We start from the raw sequence: 21652 nt of genomic DNA on the forward strand, positions 1-21652 counted from the left end.
CTCGAGCACGAGATGCGGTACGCCGAGCTTGCTCAGATGTTCGCTCATCGCGACGCCGGCCTGGCCGGCGCCGACCACGAGCGTGTCGATAGACGTTGTTTCCACTGTCATGGCTATGTCCTTCTGAAAGGCGTTGTATCCGCGATGTCGTCCGTGAAAATCTACCCGTCTCGATAGAATCTGAAAAATATATTTAAAAAATGCATAGCATCGGATTTGGCTATGCAATGAATTTTGAGCACTTCACAATGTGCCGCATCGACGCTGATTTACGGAATGTCCCCGATGGAAAGCCATCCCTTGCGCTATTCGTTGCGGCAATTGCGCTATTTCGTGGTCACCGAGGAAGCCTTGTCCTTTACCGCCGCCGCGCGAAGACTGCATATCTCGCAGCCGTCCAAATCTACTGCGCTCGCCGATCTCAAAGCATCTTTCGGCGTGCAGCTATTCATCCGACATCATGCGAGCGGCCTGTCGCTCACGCAGTCCGGGCGCCATCTGCTCGGGCAAGCGCGCAAACTGCTGAAGAGGCGGCCTGCATGACGGCTCGCTCGATATCGCGCTTACCTTTAGCCTGGACCTGACCGAAGACGCACCGGCTTGCGCGGGCGCGCAAGGTATCGCTCGCCGACTTGCTGCCAGAGCCTTACGTGATGCTGCATTTTCCCCACAGCCGCGAGTATTTCACCGCGCTCTTCGATGCGGTCGGCAGCCGCCCCGTGCCCGCGTATCGCTCATCGCAGCCGGAGGCCGTGCGCGGCATGGTGGCCAACGGCCTCGGCTATAGCAGCCTTAATTTTCCGCTCAAGTCGAATCGCACGGTGGATGGCGAAGACTTCGTGATTAAGCGCTTCAAGGACAACGTCAACGCGACGACGCTAGGCATTGCGCAATCGCGCACGATGCGTCCGCGGCAAATCGTGCATCGCTTCTCGTCGTTCTGCGAGACTTATATCCGGCGATTGCATATCGACTCGTGAAAGTTATCAGCGCTACATAGGCAAAAACTTTGCCTTGTATCCGAAAACAATATTTTGGCTGGCAAATTGGCTTGATAGATTGATGTCCATGTCGAGCGCAGCGCGATCAAAGCCCGCGCCAGCGCGCTCTCACGGGGATGAGACAAGGAGGGCTTCATGGCCAGTCCGGCAAGGACGATAGCGATGGAAACACTCATCGACCAGTTGCAGTCGAATTGCGAACGCTCATTCAGCGATGCGCGCGCGATGCCGCCCGGCGTCGGGCAAGTGCATATCCGCTTCGGCGGAGGCCTCGCGCCTGAATTCATCGCGGATCCGGAAGCCAACGCGCACATGTCGACATTGAAGACACTGCTCGACGAAGTGAACGCGGAAGACAGGCGCGGCGTGGAAGCGGGGTTTCGCGGCGTGCATGCGCCGCTCGCGAAGCCCGGCAATCTGAGCCATCTCGAACGGCCCAATTTCGACTTCGCGCGCTATATCGCGGCGAAGCTCGCACAGCACTGAAAGACCGGACGCGATCACGATGTCAGACCCTTCTTTCATCTCCTTCTCGGGCGTGAGCAAATCGTATGACGGCGCGCATTACGTCGTGGAGGACCTGAACCTCGACGTGCGCAAGGGAGAGTTTCTTTCGCTGCTCGGACCGTCGGGCTCGGGGAAGACGACCACGCTCATGATGCTCGCGGGCTTCGAAACGCCGACGCAAGGCGAGATCCGACTCGACGGCAGGCGGCTCGACGACAAGCCGCCGCATCAGCGCGACATCGGCATGGTGTTTCAGAACTACGCGCTCTTTCCGCACCTGACGATCGCGGAGAACGTGGCATTTCCGCTCTCCGTGCGTCACGTGAGCCGCGCCGAGCAGAAGGCGCGCGTGAAGCGCGCGCTGGAGATGATCGAGCTGCCGCATCTCGCGAACCGGCGTCCCTCGCAGCTTTCCGGCGGGCAGCAGCAGCGCGTCGCGCTCGCCCGCGCGCTCGTGTTCGAACCGAGCGTCGTGCTGATGGACGAGCCGCTCGGCGCGCTCGACAAACGCCTGCGCGAAACGATGCAATACGAAATCATGCGCCTGCATCGCGAGCTCTCGCTGACGATCGTCTATGTGACGCACGATCAGGCCGAAGCGCTGACGATGTCCGATCGTGTCGCTGTCTTCTCCGATGGCCGCATTCAGCAGGCCGCGACGCCGAGCGAGCTTTACGAGAACGCGCAGAACGCGTTCGTCGCGAACTTCGTCGGCGAAAACAACGGACTCACGGGGCGCGTCGTCAGTGCGAACGACGAATGGGCGACGCTCGCGCTATCCGACGGCAGCGTCATTCGCGGACGATGCGAACACGGCCTGCGCGCCGGCGACGAAGCGATGCTCGCGCTGCGCCCCGAACGCGCGCATATCCCCGGCGCGGAAGACATGCAGCCCGACGGAGACAGCAACGTGGTGCGCGCCTGCGTCGAGGAACTCGTGTATTGCGGCGATCATCATCGCGTGCATCTCAAGCTGGGCGCCCGCGATTCCATCGTCGTCAAAGTGCCCAACACCCAGCGTCATGCGTTGCCCTCGGCAGGCAGCACGATCGACATCGCGTGGCGTCACGACGACTGCAAGATTCTCGCGATCACGGCGCCGAAGAGCGCACCCGCGATAGCCCCGACCACACCGCCCTCACCCTCTCTCATCTCGACCGCACCCGAAGGAGCCAACTGACATGCGCACTCACATCAAAGCACAATGCGCCGCACTCGCCGTATTCGCGTTCGCCACGATCTCGACACAGGCGGCGGAGACGTTGTCCGTCGTGACCTTCGGCGGCGCGTACGAAGCCGCTGCGAAGAAAGCCTGGTTCGATCCGTTCACGCAGGCGACGGGCGTGAACTTCTCGACCGAATCGTACGACGGCGGCCTCGCCAAGCTCTCCGCGATGGAGCAGGCGAAGAACACGACATGGGACCTGATCGATCTCGAAACCAACGATGCGATCACCGCATGCGACGAAGGCCTGCTGCAGAAGTTCGACAAGAAAACGCTCGGCAAGACGAGCGATTTCATCCCCGGTTCGATCAGCGATTGCGCGGTCGCGAGCATGGTCTGGTCCACCGTCTATGCATATGACGCGAGCAAGCTGAAGACCGCGCCCACGACGGTCAACGACTTCTTCGACTTGCAGAAATTCCCCGGCAAGCGCGGCCTGCGCAAGTCGCCGAAGGTATCGATGGAATGGGCGCTCATCGCCGATGGCGTCGACCCGAAGGACGTGTACAAGGTGCTCGGCACGCCCGCGGGCGTCGATCGCGCGTTCAAGAAGCTCGACACGATCAAGAAGAACATCGTGTGGTGGGAATCGGGCGCGCAGGCGCCGCAGTTGCTCGCCGACGGCGCGGTCGTGATGGTGCAGGCGTACAACGGCCGCATCGACGATGCCGCGAAGAAGGACAACAAGCCTTTCAAGGCGGTCTGGGATGCGCAGGTCTACGACTTCGAGTGGTGGGCCATTCCGACGGGCGCGAAACACGCCGATACCGCCGCGAAGTTCATCGTGTCGCAGGCGCAGCCGAAGGCATCCGCCGATCTGTCGAAGTACATCGCGTATGCGCCGCCGCGCAAGGACGCGGTTGCGCTCGTGGACAAGCAGCGTCTCGCCGACATGCCGACCGCGCCGGACAACTTCAAGCGCGCCGTGCAGATCAACGCGAACTTCTGGGCCGATAACGCGGATCAGATCAACAAGCGCTTCCAGGTGTGGCTGACGCAGTAACGTCGCAAAAGGACCCGAGGAACGACATGCCTGCATCGATCCACGCGCCCGCCTCCGGCTCTCCGACGGGAGCCGATGGCCGCGCCTCGTATCAAAGAGCGCGCCGCCGCGCATCGGTGCAGGCCTTGTTGCTTGCCTTGCCGCTCATCGTGTTTTTGCTGTCGACGTTCATCGCACCGATCGCGCTGCTGCTCGCGCGCAGTGTCGAGAACAAGGAAGTGCCCGACAGCATGCCGGTGCTCTCGCGCGCGCTCGACGCGTGGGACGGGCGCGGCGTTCCCGATGAACATACCTTCGCGCTGCTCGCTTCAGGTCTGAAGGACGCGCAGCAGAGCGGACAGCTCGGCACCGTCGCGCGCAGGCTCAACTTCGCGCAGCCCGAGTTTCGCAGTCTGTTGATGCGCACCGCACGGAGCGTGCGCGACGAAACGCCGCCAGCATGGAAGCCCGCGTTGATCGAAATGGATGAACGCTGGAATTCGCCGGAAATCTGGCGTCTGTTGAAACGCGCGGCCGCCTCGCCGACGCCGGACTATCTGCTCGCCGCCGTCGATGCGCAAGTGACGCCGCAAGGAAACGTCGCATTCGTGCCGGACAACTCGTCGGTATATCGACAAGCATTCTTGCGCACGATATCGATCAGCGCGTCCGTCACGCTGCTGTGCCTCGTGCTCGGCTATCCGGTCGCATGGCTGCTTGCCAATCTGCCCACGCAGAGCAGCAACCGCCTGATGCTCTTCGTGATCGTGCCGTTCTGGACGTCGCTGCTCGTGCGCACGACCGCGTGGTACGTGCTGCTGCAGCCGGGCGGCGTCATCAACGGCCTGTTGACGGGACTCGGGCTCGCGACGCATCCGTTGCCGCTCATCTTCAATCGCACGGGCGTGTTGATCGGCATGACGCACGTGCTTCTGCCGTACATGATTCTCGCGATCTTCTCGGTGATGAAGGGCGTGTCGCCCGTGTATCTGCGCGCGGCGCAATCGCTCGGCGCGCATCCGTTCACCGCGTTCGTGCGCGTCTATATTCCGCAGACATTGCCGGGTGTCGGCGCGGGCTGCTTTCTGGTCTTCGTGCTCGCGCTCGGCTACTACATCACGCCCGCGCTGCTCGGCGGCGCGGGCGATGAAATGATCAGTCAGCTCATCGCGCTGCAGACGAATACGCAGCTCAATTGGGGACTCGCGGGCGCGCTCTCGGCGTACCTCGTGATCTTCACCGCGATCTTCTATTTCCTGTTCAACCGCATCGTCGGCATCGACCGGTTGCGCTTCGGCTGAGGAGTCCTGCCGCCATGACCGAACCACGCAACAAGGTGCTGACGGAACGCATCGCATCGCGCTGGGTGCGCGTGCATACCGCGCTCGTGCTGTTCTTTCTCGTCGCGCCGATTCTCGCGATCATCCCGCTCTCGTTCAACTCGGGATCGTATTTCTCATACCCGTTGCAGGGCTTCTCGCTGCGCTGGTACGAGCAGGCGCTCACGAGCCCCGACTGGCAGCGCTCGCTCCTGAACAGCATCGGCATCGGCGCGGCGTCGACCCTGATCGCCACCGGCCTCGGCACGCTCGCGGCGCTCGGCCTCTCGCGTGCGCAGTTTCCGCTGCGCTCGGTGATCATGCCGATCATCATCTCGCCGATGATCGTGCCGATTGTCGTCGTCGCGGCGGGCTTCTATCTGATCTTCGCGCCGCTCGGCCTCGTGAACTCGTATCCCGGCGTGATTCTCGCGCACGCGGCGCTCGGCACGCCCTTCGTCGTGATCACCGTGACGGCATCGCTGCTGTCGTTCGATCAAAGTCTCTTGCGCGCCGCATCCGGCCTCGGCGCGACGCCGTGGACGACCTTTCGCCGCGTGACCCTGCCGCTCATCACGCCGGCGGTCGCCACGGGCAGTGTATTCGCGTTCGCGACCTCGTTCGACGAAGTGATCGTGATTCTCTTCATCGGCGGGCCGGATCAGCGCACCGTGCCGCGGCAGATGTGGAGCGGCATTCGCGATTCGATCGATCCGTCGATTCTCGCGGTCGCGACGATGTTGATCGTGTTCGCCGTGCTGCTCTTCGCAAGCATCAACTGGTTGCGCGGGCGGGCGGCTGCTGCCAGCCGCGCCCTCGTATGATCGCGCTGCTTACGCGAGCGCTTCGGCCTGGCGGCGCGGCAGCATGCGGTCGAATTCGCGCTTGACGATGCCGTAGCATTCGCATGCGCGCTCTTCCAGTCCGGCGCGATCCAGGATCTTGATGCAGCCGCGGCTGTGATGGATCAGGCCCGCGTCGTGCAGCTTGCCGGCCGCTTCGGTCACGCCTTCGCGGCGCACGCCGAGCATGTCGGCGATCATCTGCTGCGTCACGCGCAGTTGATCCGACGGCGTGCGGTCCGTCTGAATCAGCAGCCAGCGGCACAGTTGCTTCGACAGCGAGTGATGGCGGTTGCATGCGGCCGTCTGCGCGACTTGCGTGAGCAGGGCTTGCATGTACAGCAACATCACGCGGCGCAGGAAGTCCGAGCGCCCGAAGTGATCCCGCAACGCGCCCGCGCTCATGCGATATGCGAAGCCCGCGCATTGCACCTGTACGCGCGTCGGCATCGTGTCGCCGCCCGTCAGCACCGGAACGCCCGACATCCCTTCACGTCCGACTGCCGCGACCTCGACGGAGCCGCCGTCTTCCATCGTATGCAGCAGCGAGATGATCGCCGTGGTCGGGAAATACACGTGGTGGATGCGTTGGCCGGAATCGCACAGCAACTGCTCCGTGCGCAACTGGACGAGTTCGAGATGAGGCGCGATGGCTTGCCATTCTTGCGCCGGAAGTGCGCCCAACAGATGATTGCCGTGCAGGTCGGATTGAAGAGTCAACATTTTTTTAGTCTCGTTCGTGTGCGCTTCGCGCTTTTAGATTTTTCTGGCTCGCAACAGGATTCGTGCATGCATCTGATGACGTGCATCGAACCCTGTTGCGACCAGCCCCGTAGCACCAACCCGCCGCTTCTTCTTGTCTGAGTCCCGCGGCGATGTTCGTGCGTGGTCATACATTAGCGAGAGCTATGCCAGCGAGCGCCAATCCTTATATCAACAGGGCTTTGCGCGGTTCCACACGCAACGCGCGGCAACGTGCGTTCAAGTACGAAGAAAATTGATTCAAACGTGAAAAGCGACCTTCATACGGATCGCGCGCGCGGCCTGGCGAATGCCAAACGTTTTCGTATGTCGAATGTCCCGTCAGGCAAAGGCCCGATGAAGCGCCCGCGTCGCGAAACGCGCTCGATCGGGCGCTTGAAAGCCTTGTCGTCACAGAAACGGCCCGCGCTCAAAAAATGTTGCAAAGGTGGTTAACGGCCGCGAGCGCGGCGGCTGAAGTCCTGCCCCGTGTTTTCTCCGGAGCCTTGTGTGGCGGGCCTTCACAGGATTTGTCCAAGCGCTGGCGCAGCGCCGAACGCGATCCGGAGCGGTTTCGCGGCGGCGCAAAAAATGTTGCATCGCCTAAACCTAAGCGGATTTCCTCATTCGCGAGCCGCTTCACGCGGCTTTGACACGAATGTGCTCCAGGCATCGGTGAACAAACTTCGTTTGTGCGCTGGCATCGCTCGCGGCACCATGCGTAGCATCCTCTTTGATCGGAATGGAGCGCACAAATGAGCGACGGATTGGAGACTCCTGCACAGACCGCCGAACCGGCCATCGACCTCAAGGGCCGCGTGTCGATCTATCAGCCGGAACAGGAAGGTCTTGTCTTCCCCGAGTTGCCGGCGTTCGCGAGCCACGCCGAACATCGTCAGTATTTGAAGGAGCGCCTCGTCGCCGCGTGCCGTGCGTTCGCGCTGCAAGGCTTCGATTACGGTTTCGCGGGCCACCTCACCGTGCGCGACCCGGCGCATCCGTCGCTGTACTGGACCAACCCGATGGCCGTGCACTTCGCGCAGGTGAAGGTTTCGAACCTGATCTGCGCCGATCACGAGGGCGAGGTCGTGGAAGGCAGACACGCGATCAATCGCGCGGGCTTCGTGCTGCACGCGGCCGTGCATGAGCAGCATCGGGACATCGTCGCGATGTGCCACGCCCATACCGTCTACGGCACCGCGTTCGCGGCGCTGGGCAAGCCGCTCGTTCCGATGTCGCAGGACGCGTGCGCGTTCTTCGAAGACCACGTCGTGATCGGCGATGAAGCCGGCAAGGTCGCCGTCGAAGTGAAGGGCGGCAACAGGGTCGCGAATGCGTTCAAGGGCGTGAAGGCCGCGATTCACCAGAACCACGGCCTGCTCACGGCGAGCCGGCACAGCATCGATTCGGCGGCGTTCTGGTTCATCGCGCTCGAGCGCTGTTGCCGGCAACAGCTGATGGTCGAAGCGACGGGCATCGCGCCGAAGCTCGTGCCAGAAGACCGCGCGCGCTACAGCCGCGAGCATGTGGGCAGCGACTATATCGGCTGGCTGCACTTCCAGACGATCTGGAACGGTCTCGTCGCCACGCAGCCGGATATGTTCGACTGAGCGCGATCACTCAAAGCTGCGCGACCACCTGGAACCCGACCGTCACGCGCGACGTAACGAATCCCGACGGCTTGTAGATCGGCGTGCCCGCGAAGAGATCGTAGCTGAAGCCCGCATACTTCGACGGGATGCCGCCACGAATGCCGATCACCGCGCCGACGAGTTGCGTGCCCACCAGGTCGGCCGTGTTCGGTCCGAACACGCGGCCGTAGTCGACGCCGGCATAGAGCGACTGTCCCGTCTGGCCGATGGGCAATTGCAGTTCGTTGCGCCAGTAGAAGCCTTTTTCGCCGGCCAGCATTTTCTCGCCGTCGAAACCGCGCACGGTGTAGCGGCTCCCGATGGTCAGGTCGTCGATGTAGTACAGCGTGTCGTTCGTGTACTGTGCGTGGACGCTGCCGACATAGCGAAGATTCTGCTTCGCGATGGCGAACGGCACCGACAGGTTCATGTCGAGCACGGCCATGTGAAAGCGGTAGGTCGGGTCGCCCGGCGTCGTGGCCGGCGTCGATGCGATGTTCGGATCCGGCGGCAGCGACGGATCGGGCGTTGCGCCGAATGCACCGATGCCTTGCCGATACGCCAGCGCGCCATCGAACTGTGCGCCGCCGAAGTAATGACGATCGGTCGCGCCCAGTTCGAGGAACGTGTTGTTGCGATGCTGAAGCTCGATGGGCGTATCTTCCATGAAGCTCGCGCCGAAGCGCTTGGACAACTGCACGTAGCTCCCGAGCACATCGGTCTGACTGCGACGCAGCACGCGCGCCAGCTTGAACCCCGCGGTCTGCGCGTTACCGCTCGACACGAAGGTCTCGTTTACGGCCGCGATCTGCTGATAGTACGTGTTGGTATAGCCGAACAGCGTCGCGGTCCAGTAACCCCAAGGCACGGAATACGAGCCGTTGAAGCCGTGCGAGCCCAGGCTCGTGTCATCGAAATACAAGTCCTGATTCGCGCTCAGGCTCAGGATATCGTTCAGGCCGAGCAGGTTATTGATGCCCACGCCGAGACTGCCTTGCAGCTTGCCCGTCGCGCGACTGCCCGAGTTGTCGACAGAAGCGACCAGCGACCACGGCTTGGTGCGCTTGACCGACAGCACGACATCGCTTTCTCCCGGTACGGTCGTCGGCTCGATCTTCATGTCGACGTCCTGGTTGGAGACACGCTTCATCTGTTCCAGGCCTTGTTCGAGATCGCGCAGATCGAGCACTTCGCCGGGTCTCGTGGGGAACGCGGTTTTCCACGTGCCCCACGACGAAGGCTCCGCGAAGCGCACGTCGCGAATGACGCCCGGCACGAGCGCGATAGCCAGTCGTCCGCTCGACAGATCCTGTTCGGGCAACAGCACGCGCGTGGTGATGTAGCCGCGCGAAAGGATGGCTTGCTGCAAGCCCTTGGTCAGCGCATTCACGCCAGCCTTGCCGACGCATTGTCCTTTGTAGTGATCGAGCCATTCGCGCGCGAACGCGAACGGGTCCAACGGCAGTGCGGATGCGCCTTTGAGGTGTATCGACGTGGGCAAGGACGACGGCACATCGAGCGCGAACGTGTCGATGCGAAAGCATGGCGTCTCCGGCGGGAGCGTCGGAAAGCCGCGATCCTCAGGCACGTCCGAGCGCACGGACGGCGCTTGAATAGCCGATTCGCGTTGCTGGGCCTCACGTTGTTGCTGCACTTGCTGATCCTGAATCGCGTTGGCGCGCGCGGCGGCGGCTTCGTCGACAGGAATGGGGATTTGCTGCGCGTGAACGGCGAGCGACGTCAGGGCCATGAGCGGCAGTGCCGCGAGCCTCTTTGGGTAGGTCATCGAGTTGCTTTTTTGGTTTGAATAAAACAAACGGTCATCTGAGGAGGGACGCGAGCCGGTTTCTCTATGTGGCCGGTCAGGTGGTCGCCTCCGCTTTATCCGTGGCTCGAGCTCGTTGAGCGGTGGTTCGAAAAGGCAGAGTTCAGCGTCGGGGTAAGGGTCGAAGTGGGCAGGTTCGGCTATGCATCGGTTTGCTGTTTCGACGCCAGGCTATCGGGCGATTGCGCGACGTCTCGAACTTCATCCCATGCGTCGGGCGGGGCCGGATCGTGCTACATATCCGCATACGCGCCGATACATGATCCGACGCGACTCGCTTTGTCGAATCAGGTTTCGCCCCAATGGGCCAACGATTTTGGACCGCGTTGATTCGGCAGTGCGAGCCATCTCGCCCCGGCACGGTTTTCAGATCAAAGTCGCGAGTTTGCCAGAGGACGAAGCCGACTCGGTCAGCATATCTCATTAATCTTAATCTGGATGTGGTTGTTGTTGGTGATGTTCAGTTCACCTGATTCTTCTTGATTCCAGTTTTTCCTCGGTCCACCGTGTACCCACCTCCAATCGTGCCGATATTATTGGTCTTGCCCGCATTTATGCCGGTACCGACATCGATCATCGTCGCACTTCCGTAACCCGGCGAGTACATCAACCACCACCGAGCAAATCATAGGCTCCGCTCATCCCGCCCGCACAACCAACTGCAAAGTTATTCGTTTGTCCAGGCGACACTTTGCCTGAATTAAGCCAACCGAGTGACACTCCTACGCCAAAGCTAACAGGGTTGGGAACGTTCATATTAACCCCGCCTCCCACGAACGCATTCCCATCGCGCGTAAACGTTCCCCACGCACTGCCCACGAAGTAATCAATCCGGAAGTTCACGAAGTCCGGCGCACGAACCAAGCCTGGATTAGAGCCCGTAGTCGTCGGCTGACACGACAGCCCGCTACCTTGCGCACCCTTCGCAATATACGCCTGCAATCCGGATCACCTGGACCAAGCCTCTGCGCCCATACCTGCTGTCCGGCCTGATTCACCCCATAAGGCTGTCAGTCAGTTCCGTCCTGCGGCTGAGCTCCGGTCGCTACACACACCACACCTGACTCAGTCTGACCGTTCTCCGTCAGATTCATCTGCGCCATCTGGTCTTCAATCTGCTGCGTGGTGTATTCGCCCCCCGCTCTCGTCGGCCAGTTTCTTAGCTAACGTTTCTTCCTTGGCTTTGCTGTCTTGATGCAACTGCCGGTTGTACATAACGTAACCCTTGATGAACTTTCCGGGCGATCCTCGGCGGCCAGTGAGCCGACCGTGCATAACCCGAAGCTGCACGCGCTGTTAAAGGAAGTCGATGCCTTGCCCGACGAGGATCAGCAGGCGCTGGTGATCTTGATGGACAGTCTTGTCAAACGCGCCAAGGTCAACCGCGTCATGAGCAACTGAAGGAGAAGTACCGCGTAAGCGAAGCGCGGGCCGTGAGTGCTTCCAACACTCACGGCCCGCTGACCACCACCAACTCAACTCAGGAGTTGACTATGGCTGACGCCAATCTTAAAGCAACAACGACGTTTTCTGTTCGCTCGATCAACTGCGACGCCAACGAGCACCGCATGCCCCGTATCCGGCTCATGGGCCGATGGCTCGAACAGGCTGGGTTCAAACCCGACTCTCGCGTCTGCGTGTACACGGCCTCGCAGACGCAGAGCACCATGCGCAGCCAGATCGTGAGCGGCAACGGTAGCGTGATGCTGGACGCGAAGCAGGACGTGACGGTGGCCGCCACGGGCAATGCGACGATCAATGCCGGATCGCATCTGAGCAACGCAGGCGGCTCGATCGCGGCCGGGCAGAAGGCGACGGTGAGCGCCGCCAGCAACACGTTCGACAACTCCGCGGGCGGCACATTCCAGACCAACAGCACGGACCTGACGCTCGCACCGGCCACACTGGATAACGACGGCGGTACGATCACGCACGCGGGCACGGGCACATTGACGCTGAATGCGGGCAATGGCGCGGGCTCGATCTCGAACGCGGGCGGCACGATCCAGAGCAACGGAAAGGTCATGGCCAATGCGGGCGCGCTGAACAACGCGTCGGGCAAGGTCATCGCTCAGACGGGTCTTGCGGCCACGGTGGGCAATGCGTTGAACAACACCAACGGCAGCGAACCGTTGCTGTTATCGAGTGATTGGCCGTTCACTTGCAGGTCCGTCTGAGCCGTCAGCGTGCCGCTGTTGGTCAGCATTCCCGAGGTCGAGACGATTGCATCGCCCTGGGCGTAGGTCACGCCGCTGTTGTCGATGCCATCGCGCGCCGATGCGCTCACGCTCCCGCTTGCATTCGTCGTTCCGGCGAGCACGAGCTGGCCATTGGACTTGAGCGTCAGATCGCCAGCTTGCGCCGCAAGAATCCCGCGAGTCGAAACCCCGACCCCATACTCGTTGCTCGCCAACAGAATCCGGTTGGCATACATGCCGCCGAGCTGGCTCACATCGATCGCAACGGACGGCGCGGCGCCGTTGCCCGCGATCGCCGTCGTCGTGAGAGCGTCGTGATCGATCTGATTCGCGCCCGCGATCACATTCAGGTTGTTGGCATAGATCGCGGCGTTGACCTGAATGGCACGGGCCAGCAGGTCGACCTGATCGACATTCGTCGCATTCAGCCCCGCCCCTTGCACGCTGATATTGCCACTATTGACGGCGAAGCCCGTGAGACTTCCGTTCGCCCCGAAGTTCGGCGTACCCGTCGTGAGAATCGCACGCGACGTATTGATGAAGCCGCCGCCGTCGACCATCAGCCCGTTAGGATTGGCGACCACCACTTCCGCCCTCTGCCCGGCCACCTCCAGATAGCCGCGCAACTGCGAGGGCGAATTGCTCATCACCTGATTGACGATGATGCGCGCCGACTGCCCCGGCGAGAGATTCGGATTGCCATTGACGTAACCCGCCTGCTGCGTTTGCACGAGGGTCGGCGAGTTGTTCAGAATCGCGCCCTGACGCTGTACGTCGAACTGTGAATAATTGTTGAGCGAGACGCCCGCCGAACTCGGGCGAGCAATATTGACTTGCGGCAGACCATTCTGCGTCTGAATCACTTGCGCGCCGGAACCCGGCGCGGCAACGATCTGGGCAAGCGCAACCGTCGAAGATGTACCGAACAGCAACATCGCGGCAATGGCCACGGCACGTAATCCTGTGGCAATGAACGTCGCTGCGCCCGCGCCGCTCTGAGGCTCCGTGCCATGCGATGTTGCAAATTCAGCCACGGCGACCAGCATGTGTCGGAGACGGCTGAAAACCAATCGATACGAATTCTTGTTCATTTTTGTTGTTGTGTACTGCTATTCAAATACGTCACGCTTGCGCGCACGGAACGGGGCGCTCATTCTCAATCACGTTAATAGTTGGTAATAGTCAGAAATTTCTTAAATACGGCAGCGATTGATTGACGACAAAAATGTGTCGCCCGCCGCACATGAGCGAGTCGAAACCGGACTGCCCGCCCGAAGCGTGGAAATCCGGCCGGCATCTCAATTTTTGTATGATGGCGGACCCTTCCTCGCGACCATCCAAGGACCGCCATCATGACCGCAGCAACGCAATTCGATCAGGTTTCCGTCGTCAAGCGCGCCAACGTGTATTTCGACGGCAAGTGCGTGTCGCACACCGTGCTCTTCGCCGACGGCACGAAAAAAACGCTCGGCGTGATCCTGCCCGGCACGCTCAACTTCGGCACCGACGCCGCCGAACTCATGGAAGTGCAAGCCGGCCGATGCCGCATTCGCCTCGACGGCAGCGACGAATGGAAGACGTACGGCGCGGGCGAATCGTTCTCGGTGCCGGGCAAGAGCCGCTTCGATATCGACGTCATCGAAACGCTCGATTACGTCTGCAGCTATCTTTGATGGGCCTGACGCGGCGAGTCTCAGCGCCGCCGCGAGAGCCCGTAAGTCTAGGGGCGCGCATGCCTCCGCAGCGGATCAGCATCGATCGAAGATTGTCCAGTTTTTATGCTTGTCCACGTTTCGTGTACACTGCTTAAAATTGGACATTCAGGCTGCCGAATGCCGCCCGCCGATCAACACTTCGAAGAACTGGCCGAAGCCGCCGCCGCCGCGTTCAGCGAGGCGACCGGCCTCGTCGCGCGCCGCGTCGGGACGCCGAAGCGTCGCAATAGCGATGCCGCCATCGAATTTCGCATCGGCGGCACGCGTTTTAAGCGTTCCGTGCAAGTGCGGGAGAACATCGATCGCGTCAGCACATTGGCCGCGGCCAGCGCACCGATCATCCGGGACGGCGGCAAGAAGCCCACGCTCGTCACCGCGCATCTCTCGCCGGACATGATCCGCGCATGCCGCGATCTGGGCGTCGATGCGCTCGATCTCGCCGGCAACGCGAGCCTTATCGAAGGCGATAGCGTCGTGATCGTCTCCGGCCGGCCGCGCGTGGCGCGCAGCAAGGCGCGTCGCCCGGCAACCTGGACCCGCTCGACGCTGCGCGTGACGCTCGCCCTGCTCATCGCGCCCGCGCTGCTGGAGCGCGGCTACCGCGAGATCGCGAAAAGCGCCGGTGTCAGCCACGGCACGGTGCAGAACGCCGTGCGCGCGCTCATCGATCATCGCGAGGTATTCGAGCGGCCCGACGGCCGCGGCCTGCAATTCGCCGACAAGGAACGGCTCGTCGACGAATGGGTCACGCTGTATCCGCGTCAGTTGCGCGAATCGCTGCTCCTCGGGCGATATCGCGCGGATTCGGCCGACTGGTGGCGCGACGCGCCCGATCTGCCGGGTCAATGCCAGTTCGGCGGCGAACCGGCCGCGGCGATACTCACGCAATATCTGAAGCCTGCGACGATCACCGCCTATTGCGCCGACGCCGTGCCGCGCGAGTGGATCATGAAGGCGCGCCTGCGCCCCGATCCCGCGGGCAATATCGAATTCCTGCGCGCGCCGGTCGCGCTCGCGCCTGTCGATGGCCTGCCGCCGAACGTCGTCGCGCCGCTGATCGTCTACGCCGACCTCGTCGCGAGCGGCGACCCGCGCAATCTCGAAACCGCCAGGATGCTGCGTGAACGCTACCTTGCCGCTTGAACTGCTGCCGCATCGCCCGCTCGCCGGCGTCGTTTCCACGATGCTGCGCGAAGTCGTCGCCGCGTCGCACGCGACGGACATCGCGTGGTTCGTCGGCGGCGCGAGCGCGCGCGACATCCTGCTCACGCACGTCCACGATATCGAGGCGCCGCGCGCCACCGCCGACGTCGATATCGGCATCTCGATTCAAGGCTGGCCGGGCCACGACGCGCTGCGGCGCGCGCTGCTCGCATCGGGGAATTTCACGGCGCCCAAGGGCGCGGCGCATCGGCTGAACTACCTTGCGAGCGGCGAGCGGACGTGGCTCGATATCGTGCCCTTCGGCGGCGTGCAGGACGAGCACGGCGAAATCGCGTGGCCGCCGGACGGGTCGGTGCGCATGAACGTGGGGGGGTTTCGGCAGGCGCTCGATGCGGCGCTTCCCGTGCGCATCGCGAAGGATCTCGTGGTGCCGGTCGCATCGCTGCCCGCGCAGGCGATGCTGAAAATCGTCGCGTGGCACGACCGGCACGCCACCGATCGCAAGGACGCGATCGACCTGCTCTTTCTCATGGCTCGCTATGCGCAAGCGGGCAATCTGGACCGGCTCTATGCCGAAGCCTTCGATCTCGTCGAACGGCACGGCCACGATCCGGATATCGCGGGTGCGGCGCTGCTCGGCCGCGACACGGCGGCCATCGCGAACGACGAAGACCTGCGCGCGCAGATTCTCGCGATCCTGCGCCCGGACGATCCCGCGCCGCCGATTCTCGCGCACATGCTCGGCTCGCGCATGCCGGTGTTCGAAGCCGATACGTCGGAAACGGTCGCCGCGCTGTTCCGCGCATTCCGCGAAGCGTTTTAGGCGCTCAACCGTTGCGGAACAGATAGCTATACGCATTGAGCGCGGGCACGCCGCCGAGATGCGCATACAGCACCTTCGAGCCCTCCGGGAATTCGCCGTTGCGCACCATCTGGATCATGCCGTCCATCGATTTGCCCTCGTAGACGGGATCGGTCAGCACGCCTTCGAGCCGCGCGCACAGACGGATCGCTTCGAGCGTGCCCTCGTTCGGCAAGCCGTATTCGGGGCCGCCGAAGCGCGTATCGAGAATCACGTCGTCGCGCGTGATGTCCTGGCCGAGATCGACGAGCGCCGCCGTATGCTTCGCGATGCGCACAATCTGCTCGTGCGTCTGCTCCGCTTTCGCCGATGCATCGATGCCGATCACGCGCCGCGCGCGCCCGTCCGCCGCGAAGCCGACGACCATGCCCGCCTGCGTGCTGCCCGTCACCGAGCACACGACGATGTAGTCGAACTTGAAGCCCAGTTCGGCTTCCTGCGCGCGCACTTCCTCCGCGAAGCCGACAAAGCCGAGACCGCCCAGCGGATGCTCGGAGCAGCCCGCCGGCACTGGAAACGGCTTGCCGCCCGCCGCGCGCACGCTTTCCATCGCGTCCTGCCAGCTTTTGCGGATGCCGATATCGAAGCCGTCGGCGACGAGTCGCACGTCCGCGCCCATCATCCGCGACATCTGGATATTGCCGACGCGGTCATACACCGCATCGGAGTAGTTGACCCAGTTTTCCTGCACGAGCACGCACTTCATGCCGAGATGCGCCGCGACCGCCGCGACCTGGCGCGTCTGGTTCGACTGCACGCCGCCGATCGACACGAGCGTGTCGCAGCCTTCGGCGATCGCCTCCGGAATCAGATATTCGAGCTTGCGCGTCTTGTTGCCGCCGAACGCGAGACCGCTGTTGCAGTCCTCGCGCTTCGCATACAACTCGACCTTGCCGCCGAGATGCGCGGAAAGGCGCTTGAGCGGCTGGATGGGCGTCGGTCCGAAGGTGAGCGGATAGCGGGGAAAACGTTGCAGGTTCATGGTCGGCATCCTCGTGAAGGTGGGACAGCATGAACAGAATCGTAGAGATTCTCACCGCCGTCCGGGTTGCTAAAAAAAGCCGTTCGGCCTAACGTTTTCGAATGAAAAAGCCATAACGCCTATTTTTATTTCGCTCTATAACCAGTCGAAGCAATGAAAAAAACCGCAGCCGCTTCAAACCCGCATCCGGCAAGCGTTCAGACGGATCGCGTAGATCGCGCGATCCTGCGTCAGTTGCAGCGCGATGCGTCGATCTCGAACGTCGCGCTCGCGGAGAAGGTCAATCTGAGCCCGCCCGCCTGTCTGCGGCGCGTCGAGCGGCTGCGCGAAGCGGGCCTGATCCGCGCGACCGTCGCGCTGCTCGATCCGAAAGCGCTCGATGCCGGCATGCTCGTGCTGATCGGCGTGATTCTCGACCGCTCGACGCCCGATTCCTTCGATGCATTCGAAAAAGCCGCGCAGAAAGTGCCCGGCTGCATGGAATGCCACGTCGTGACGGGCGAGTTCGACTTCTTCATGCTGATCCGCACGCGAGACAGCGAAAGCTTCAACCGGCTTCACGCCGAGAAGCTGCTGTATCTGCCGGGCGTGCGGCAAATCCGCACCTTCATCGTGCTGCGCGAGGTGCTGTCGACGACGGCCTTTCCGATCGGCGAATCGGCGGGAACGCGCACGCTGTAGCGTCGATGACACTTTTGCGAAAGACCTGCTGAAAAATTACGCTACGATTCAGGGTTTTCCATGTCCAGGCATCCCGTTTCGTTGTGACCGCGTCTGAATTCAAAGCCCTGGCCAAGGCGCTTCTGGCTCGCCTCGCGTCGCGGCTGCGTCCGCATCTGCGTCCCCGCACGCTGCTTCTGTTGCCGGCGCTCTTCGTCATTTACGTGCTGGTGCTGATTCCGTTCACGCCGGGCATCCGCGATATCCGCCGCGCCAAGGTCGACCAGCCCGCGCAGATCTATTCCGCCGACGGCAAGCTGCTCGCCGAATTCAAGCCCACGCATCGCGAATGGGTGAGCCTCCGGCAGATCTCGCCGCAAGTGATCGACGCGCTCATCGCGACGGAGGACCGGCGTTTCTATCAGCATCACGGCATCGACTTCCGGCGCACCGCGGGCGCGGCGCTGCATACGTTCTCCGGCGACCGGCAAGGCGGCTCGACGCTCACGCAGCAACTCGCGCGCAATCTGTATCCGGAGGAAATCGGCCGCTCGCAGACGCTCACGCGCAAGCTGAAGGAAGCGATCACCGCGTTCAAGATCGAAGCGCTGTATTCGAAGGACGAGATCCTCGAAACCTATCTGAACACGGTGCCGTTCCTCTACAACGCATACGGCATCGAAATGGCCGCGCGCACGTACTTCGACAAGTCCGCCGGCCAGCTCGACGTGCTCGAGAGCGCGACGCTCATCGGCATGTTGAAGGGCAACAGCTACTACAACCCGGTGATCAATCCGGAGCGCGCGCTCGACCGGCGCAACATCGTGCTCGGGCAGATGGTGAAGTTCGGCCACTTGCCGGCGACGAAGCTCGACGCGCTCAAGAAGCGCCCGCTGCGCATCGACTTCGAGCGGCAGACGGAAGAACCGGGCCGTGCGCCGCATTTCGCGCAACAGTTGCGCAAGTGGCTGATCGGCTGGGCGGACAACAACGACTACAACATCTATTCCGATGGCCTCGTCGTGCGCACGACGATCGACTCGCGCCTGCAGACGATGGCGACGAACGCGCTCGCGCTGCAGGGCAATCAGTTGCAATCGATCGCCAACGCGGCGTGGGGCGGGCGCGCCGGCTGCGCGAACGCGAACGGGGATCTCGGGCACGCGTTCATCCGCGAGACGGATCAATACCGCGCGCTGCGTACGAGCGGCGCGAACGATGCCGACGCGCTCAAGAAGCTCAGCTCCGACCGCGCGTTCATGCAGGCGCTGTGCGAGAGCAAGACGCGCGTGCAGGCGGCGTTCCTCGCGCTCGATCCGCGCAACGGCCAGATCAAGGCCTGGGTCGGCAGCCGCGACTTCACCCAGGATCCGTTCGATCACGTTGCGCAGGCGCGCCGCCAGCCCGGCTCGACGTTCAAGCCCTTCGTCTACGGCGCGGCGTTCGAGCGCGGCGCGAGCCCTGGCGACACATTCGTCGATCAGGCCGTCGAAATTCCGGTGCGCGGCGCGGAAACCTGGCGCCCGACCGACGACTCGCCGCCTTCGGGCCGCCCCGTCAGCCTGCGCGACGGCATCGCGTATTCGAAGAACCGCATCACCGCGCAATTGATGGAACAGGTCGGGCCGGGACGTGTCGCGCGGCTCGCGCGCGACATGGGCGTGCGCGACAGTCATCTCGACGTGGTGCCGTCGCTCGCGCTCGGCACGAGCCCGGTCACGCTGAAGGAAATGGTGTCGGCGTACGGGACCATCGCGAACGACGGGAGTTATATGGAGCCGTTGCTCGTCACGCGCATCGAGAACAAGGACGGCGAAGTGCTCGCGCAGTTCGAGAGCACGCCCGAGCGCGCGCTGTCGGTCGATGCGACGCGCAAGCTCGTCGACGTGATGCGCGACGTGATCAATCGCGGCACCGGCACGACGATCCGCACGCGCTTCGGCATCCGCGCGGACGTGGCCGGCAAGACCGGCACCACGCAGGACAACGCCGACGGCTGGTTCATCCTGATGCAACCGCAACTCGTGGCGGGCGCGTGGGTCGGCTTCAACGACAGCCGCGTCACGCTGCGCAGCGACTACTGGGGACAAGGCGCTCATAGCGCGCTGCCGATCGTCGGCGACTTCATGCAGCGCTCGCTGCGCTCCCATCTGGTCGATGCACGCGCGCGCTTCGACACGCAGGAAACGCCGGGCATGTGGCAGACGATGATCGCGCGCGCGCAAACCTGGTTCGACGAAACGTTCTCGAAAGCGCCGAAGCCGGCCAAGCCGAAGACCGCGCAAACGGCCGCGCAGCCTCCGGTGCGTGCGAAGCGCGCGCCATCGGAGCCTGCGGCCGAAGTGAACGACGAACCGCCGCAACCGCCGGTGTTCACGACGATGCCGCCGATCCTGCCCGCGCCCGGCGAAAGTGCGAGCGACGCGGCGAGCGCGCCGGCGGCGCCTGCCTCCGACGTTCAGCCCTGACGCTCACCGCGCTCGCCTCGTGCGGCGGGCGCTCTGCACGACGGTTAGTTGCACCGCATCGACACGAAACCGCCTTCTCCCCGGTATGAGCGTCCGCGCACGGTACACGCGCGCAATTGGTGCTTCGATTCACCAAGGCGAAACATTCAGGTCAAGATTTCGCCGCACGCACCGGCGCGCTGTGGCCACACGCGCCAGTCAAACGAGCGGAAACCGGTCTTGCCGAGTTTCCCCGCACCCCGCGATGTCGCTCGCATCATGCGAGAAAACGTCCTTTCTACCCGGCTGGTTTCGGAGAACGAGTTGAACAAGCGATTTCCTCGCCTCAGGCGAGCTGTAGTGGCCACCGCGCTCGCTTTGCCGCTTTCGTCGTCGAGTTTTGCGCAGAGCGTCAGCACCACCCTGCCGTGGACCGGCACCTGGAGCACCGCGCCGATGATCACCGGCGACGGCGGCTTCAATAATCAGACGATCCGGCAGATCGTGCACACGAGCATCGGCGGGACGGCCGTCGGCGTGCAGTTTTCGAATCAGTACGGCAGCGAGCCGCTCGTGATCGGCGAAGTGCGCGTCGCGTTGCGCGCGAGCGGCCAGCGCACCGTGGCCGGCAGCGACAAAGCCGTCACCTTCAGCGGGCAATCCTTCGTCACGATCCCGCCGGGCCGCGTAATGATGAGCGACCCGGTCGCGTTTCAGGTGCCCGCGCTCTCGGACCTCGTGATCAGCGCGTATCTGCCGCAGCAGACGCCGATGGAAACGACCGGGCACGTAGAGGGCCTGCAGGACGTGTATATCGCCCCTGGCGACGTGAGCGCCAGCACGGACTTCACGGGCGGCGTGGTCAATGCGCTCGGCGCGCAGTCCTACTACTTCCTCACCGACGTCGTCGTGCAGAACGCCAGCGCGACGGGCGCCGTGGTCGCGTTCGGCGCATCGATCACGGACGGCATCGCGTCGACGCCGAACGCGAACGGCCGCTGGCCGAATCTGCTGGCCGCGCGCCTGCAGCAGGCCGGCATGACGATCGGCGTGCTGAACCAGGGCATCTCCGGGAACGACTTCTTCACGAACGGCTCGGGCGATGCCGGTCTCACGCGCTTCAAGCGCGACGTGCTCGATCAGTACAACGTGAAGTGGGTGATCATTTCCGACGACGCGGTCAACAACCTGATCGGCGGTTCGCCGCCGACGGCCGCGCGCCTGAACGCCGCCTTCAGCCAGTTGACCCAAAGCGCGCACGCGGCGGGCGTCGGCGTGATCTGCTCGACGCTCACGCCGTTCGAGGGCGTATCGTCGTGGACGGCGGACATCGAAACGACGCGCGCCGCGGTGAACGCGTTCGTCGCCACGCCCGACAGCGGCTGCGACGCCGTGCTCGATCAGGCGGCCGCGCTCGGCGATCCGTCCAATCCGCCCGTGATGCTAGGCGCGTATGACAGCGGCGACCATCTGCATCCGAACCCGGCGGGGCTGCAGGCCATCGCCAATTCGGTGAATCTCGGCTGGTTCAAGTAGGCGGCGCGGCAAAGC

16 protein-coding genes and 3 pseudogenes are annotated in these 21652 nt (G+C 63.1%); 15 read left to right on the plus strand and 4 right to left on the minus strand.

What is annotated here, in order from left to right; translation table 11 throughout:
- The first annotated feature begins 285 nt into the window (after nt 1-285).
- From U4Y90_RS15080 to U4Y90_RS15105, 6 genes and pseudogenes are all read left to right on the plus strand, one after another.
- Nucleotides 286-980 (plus strand): annotated as a pseudogene (locus U4Y90_RS15080) (LysR family transcriptional regulator).
- A gap of 249 nt (nt 981-1229) precedes the next feature.
- Nucleotides 1230-1487: pseudogene (locus U4Y90_RS15085) on the plus strand ((2Fe-2S)-binding protein); the annotation flags it as partial.
- A 19-nt stretch (nt 1488-1506) separates the two neighbouring features.
- Nucleotides 1507-2688 carry an ABC transporter ATP-binding protein gene (locus U4Y90_RS15090; RefSeq protein ID WP_321795555.1) on the plus strand — a complete coding sequence of 394 codons (1182 nt, stop codon included), beginning with the start codon at nt 1507-1509 and terminating at the stop codon, nt 2686-2688.
- 1 nt (nt 2689) lies between these two features.
- Nucleotides 2690-3736 (plus strand): ABC transporter substrate-binding protein, encoded by a 1047-nt coding sequence (locus U4Y90_RS15095; protein WP_321795556.1) that lies wholly within the window; start codon nt 2690-2692, stop codon nt 3734-3736.
- A 26-nt stretch (nt 3737-3762) separates the two neighbouring features.
- Nucleotides 3763-5016 carry an ABC transporter permease gene (locus tag U4Y90_RS15100; protein ID WP_321795558.1) on the plus strand — a complete coding sequence of 418 codons (1254 nt, stop codon included), beginning with the start codon at nt 3763-3765 and terminating at the stop codon, nt 5014-5016.
- A 14-nt stretch (nt 5017-5030) separates the two neighbouring features.
- Nucleotides 5031-5858, plus strand: coding sequence for an ABC transporter permease (locus U4Y90_RS15105; RefSeq protein ID WP_321795560.1), 828 nt, complete (start codon nt 5031-5033; stop codon nt 5856-5858).
- 9 nt (nt 5859-5867) lie between these two features.
- On the opposite strand, the gene U4Y90_RS15110 is transcribed toward U4Y90_RS15105, so the two are convergent.
- The gene (locus tag U4Y90_RS15110; protein ID WP_321795561.1) at nt 5868-6599 is read right to left on the minus strand and encodes a Crp/Fnr family transcriptional regulator; all 732 of its coding nucleotides are present in this window, start codon (nt 6597-6599) and stop codon (nt 5868-5870) included.
- Between the two features lie 773 nt (nt 6600-7372).
- Here U4Y90_RS15110 and U4Y90_RS15115 point away from each other — a divergent pair.
- The gene (locus U4Y90_RS15115; protein ID WP_321795563.1) at nt 7373-8227 is read left to right on the plus strand and encodes a class II aldolase/adducin family protein; all 855 of its coding nucleotides are present in this window, start codon (nt 7373-7375) and stop codon (nt 8225-8227) included.
- A 10-nt stretch (nt 8228-8237) separates the two neighbouring features.
- On the opposite strand, the gene U4Y90_RS15120 is transcribed toward U4Y90_RS15115, so the two are convergent.
- Nucleotides 8238-10034, minus strand: coding sequence for a ShlB/FhaC/HecB family hemolysin secretion/activation protein (locus U4Y90_RS15120; RefSeq protein ID WP_321795565.1), 1797 nt, complete (start codon nt 10032-10034; stop codon nt 8238-8240).
- A gap of 1230 nt (nt 10035-11264) precedes the next feature.
- Here U4Y90_RS15120 and U4Y90_RS15125 point away from each other — a divergent pair.
- Nucleotides 11265-11474 carry a hypothetical protein gene (locus U4Y90_RS15125; protein ID WP_321795567.1) on the plus strand — a complete coding sequence of 70 codons (210 nt, stop codon included), beginning with the start codon at nt 11265-11267 and terminating at the stop codon, nt 11472-11474.
- Between the two features lie 167 nt (nt 11475-11641).
- Nucleotides 11642-12250, plus strand: a complete 609-nt coding sequence (locus U4Y90_RS36155) for a hypothetical protein (protein WP_415749356.1) — start codon at nt 11642-11644, stop codon at nt 12248-12250.
- Here the strand turns inward: U4Y90_RS36155 and U4Y90_RS15135 are convergent.
- A pseudogene (locus tag U4Y90_RS15135) lies at nt 12196-13362 on the minus strand (filamentous hemagglutinin N-terminal domain-containing protein); the annotation flags it as partial. The gene U4Y90_RS36155 and the pseudogene U4Y90_RS15135 sit on opposite strands and share 55 nt — an antisense overlap.
- Nucleotides 13363-13623: 261 nt before the next feature.
- Here U4Y90_RS15135 and U4Y90_RS15140 point away from each other — a divergent pair.
- From U4Y90_RS15140 to U4Y90_RS15150, 3 genes are all read left to right on the plus strand, one after another.
- Complete coding sequence (locus U4Y90_RS15140; protein ID WP_321795568.1) at nt 13624-13944, plus strand: pyrimidine/purine nucleoside phosphorylase; 321 nt, start codon at nt 13624-13626, stop codon at nt 13942-13944.
- Between the two features lie 159 nt (nt 13945-14103).
- Complete coding sequence (locus U4Y90_RS15145; RefSeq protein ID WP_321795832.1) at nt 14104-15129, plus strand: type IV toxin-antitoxin system AbiEi family antitoxin; 1026 nt, start codon at nt 14104-14106, stop codon at nt 15127-15129.
- Complete coding sequence (locus U4Y90_RS15150) at nt 15107-15973, plus strand: nucleotidyl transferase AbiEii/AbiGii toxin family protein (protein WP_321795569.1); 867 nt, start codon at nt 15107-15109, stop codon at nt 15971-15973. The genes U4Y90_RS15145 and U4Y90_RS15150 overlap by 23 nt, the downstream gene beginning before the upstream one ends.
- A 4-nt stretch (nt 15974-15977) precedes the next feature.
- Here U4Y90_RS15150 and U4Y90_RS15155 read toward each other — a convergent pair whose 3' ends face one another.
- The gene (locus U4Y90_RS15155; RefSeq protein ID WP_321795571.1) at nt 15978-16994 is read right to left on the minus strand and encodes a 1-aminocyclopropane-1-carboxylate deaminase; all 1017 of its coding nucleotides are present in this window, start codon (nt 16992-16994) and stop codon (nt 15978-15980) included.
- Between the two features lie 153 nt (nt 16995-17147).
- Here U4Y90_RS15155 and U4Y90_RS15160 point away from each other — a divergent pair, with 153 nt between their 5' ends.
- The 3 genes from U4Y90_RS15160 (at nt 17148) to U4Y90_RS15170 (ending at nt 21637) form a co-directional block, all read left to right on the plus strand.
- Complete coding sequence (locus tag U4Y90_RS15160; protein ID WP_321795573.1) at nt 17148-17675, plus strand: Lrp/AsnC family transcriptional regulator; 528 nt, start codon at nt 17148-17150, stop codon at nt 17673-17675.
- 83 nt (nt 17676-17758) lie between these two features.
- Complete coding sequence (locus U4Y90_RS15165; protein WP_415749357.1) at nt 17759-20122, plus strand: penicillin-binding protein 1A; 2364 nt, start codon at nt 17759-17761, stop codon at nt 20120-20122.
- Between the two features lie 339 nt (nt 20123-20461).
- Complete coding sequence (locus U4Y90_RS15170) at nt 20462-21637, plus strand: GDSL-type esterase/lipase family protein (RefSeq protein WP_321795575.1); 1176 nt, start codon at nt 20462-20464, stop codon at nt 21635-21637.
- The last annotated feature ends 15 nt before the right edge of the window (nt 21638-21652 follow it).

The sequence above is a fragment of the Caballeronia sp. J97 genome (assembly GCF_905220305.1).
Lineage (GTDB): Bacteria > Pseudomonadota > Gammaproteobacteria > Burkholderiales > Burkholderiaceae > Caballeronia.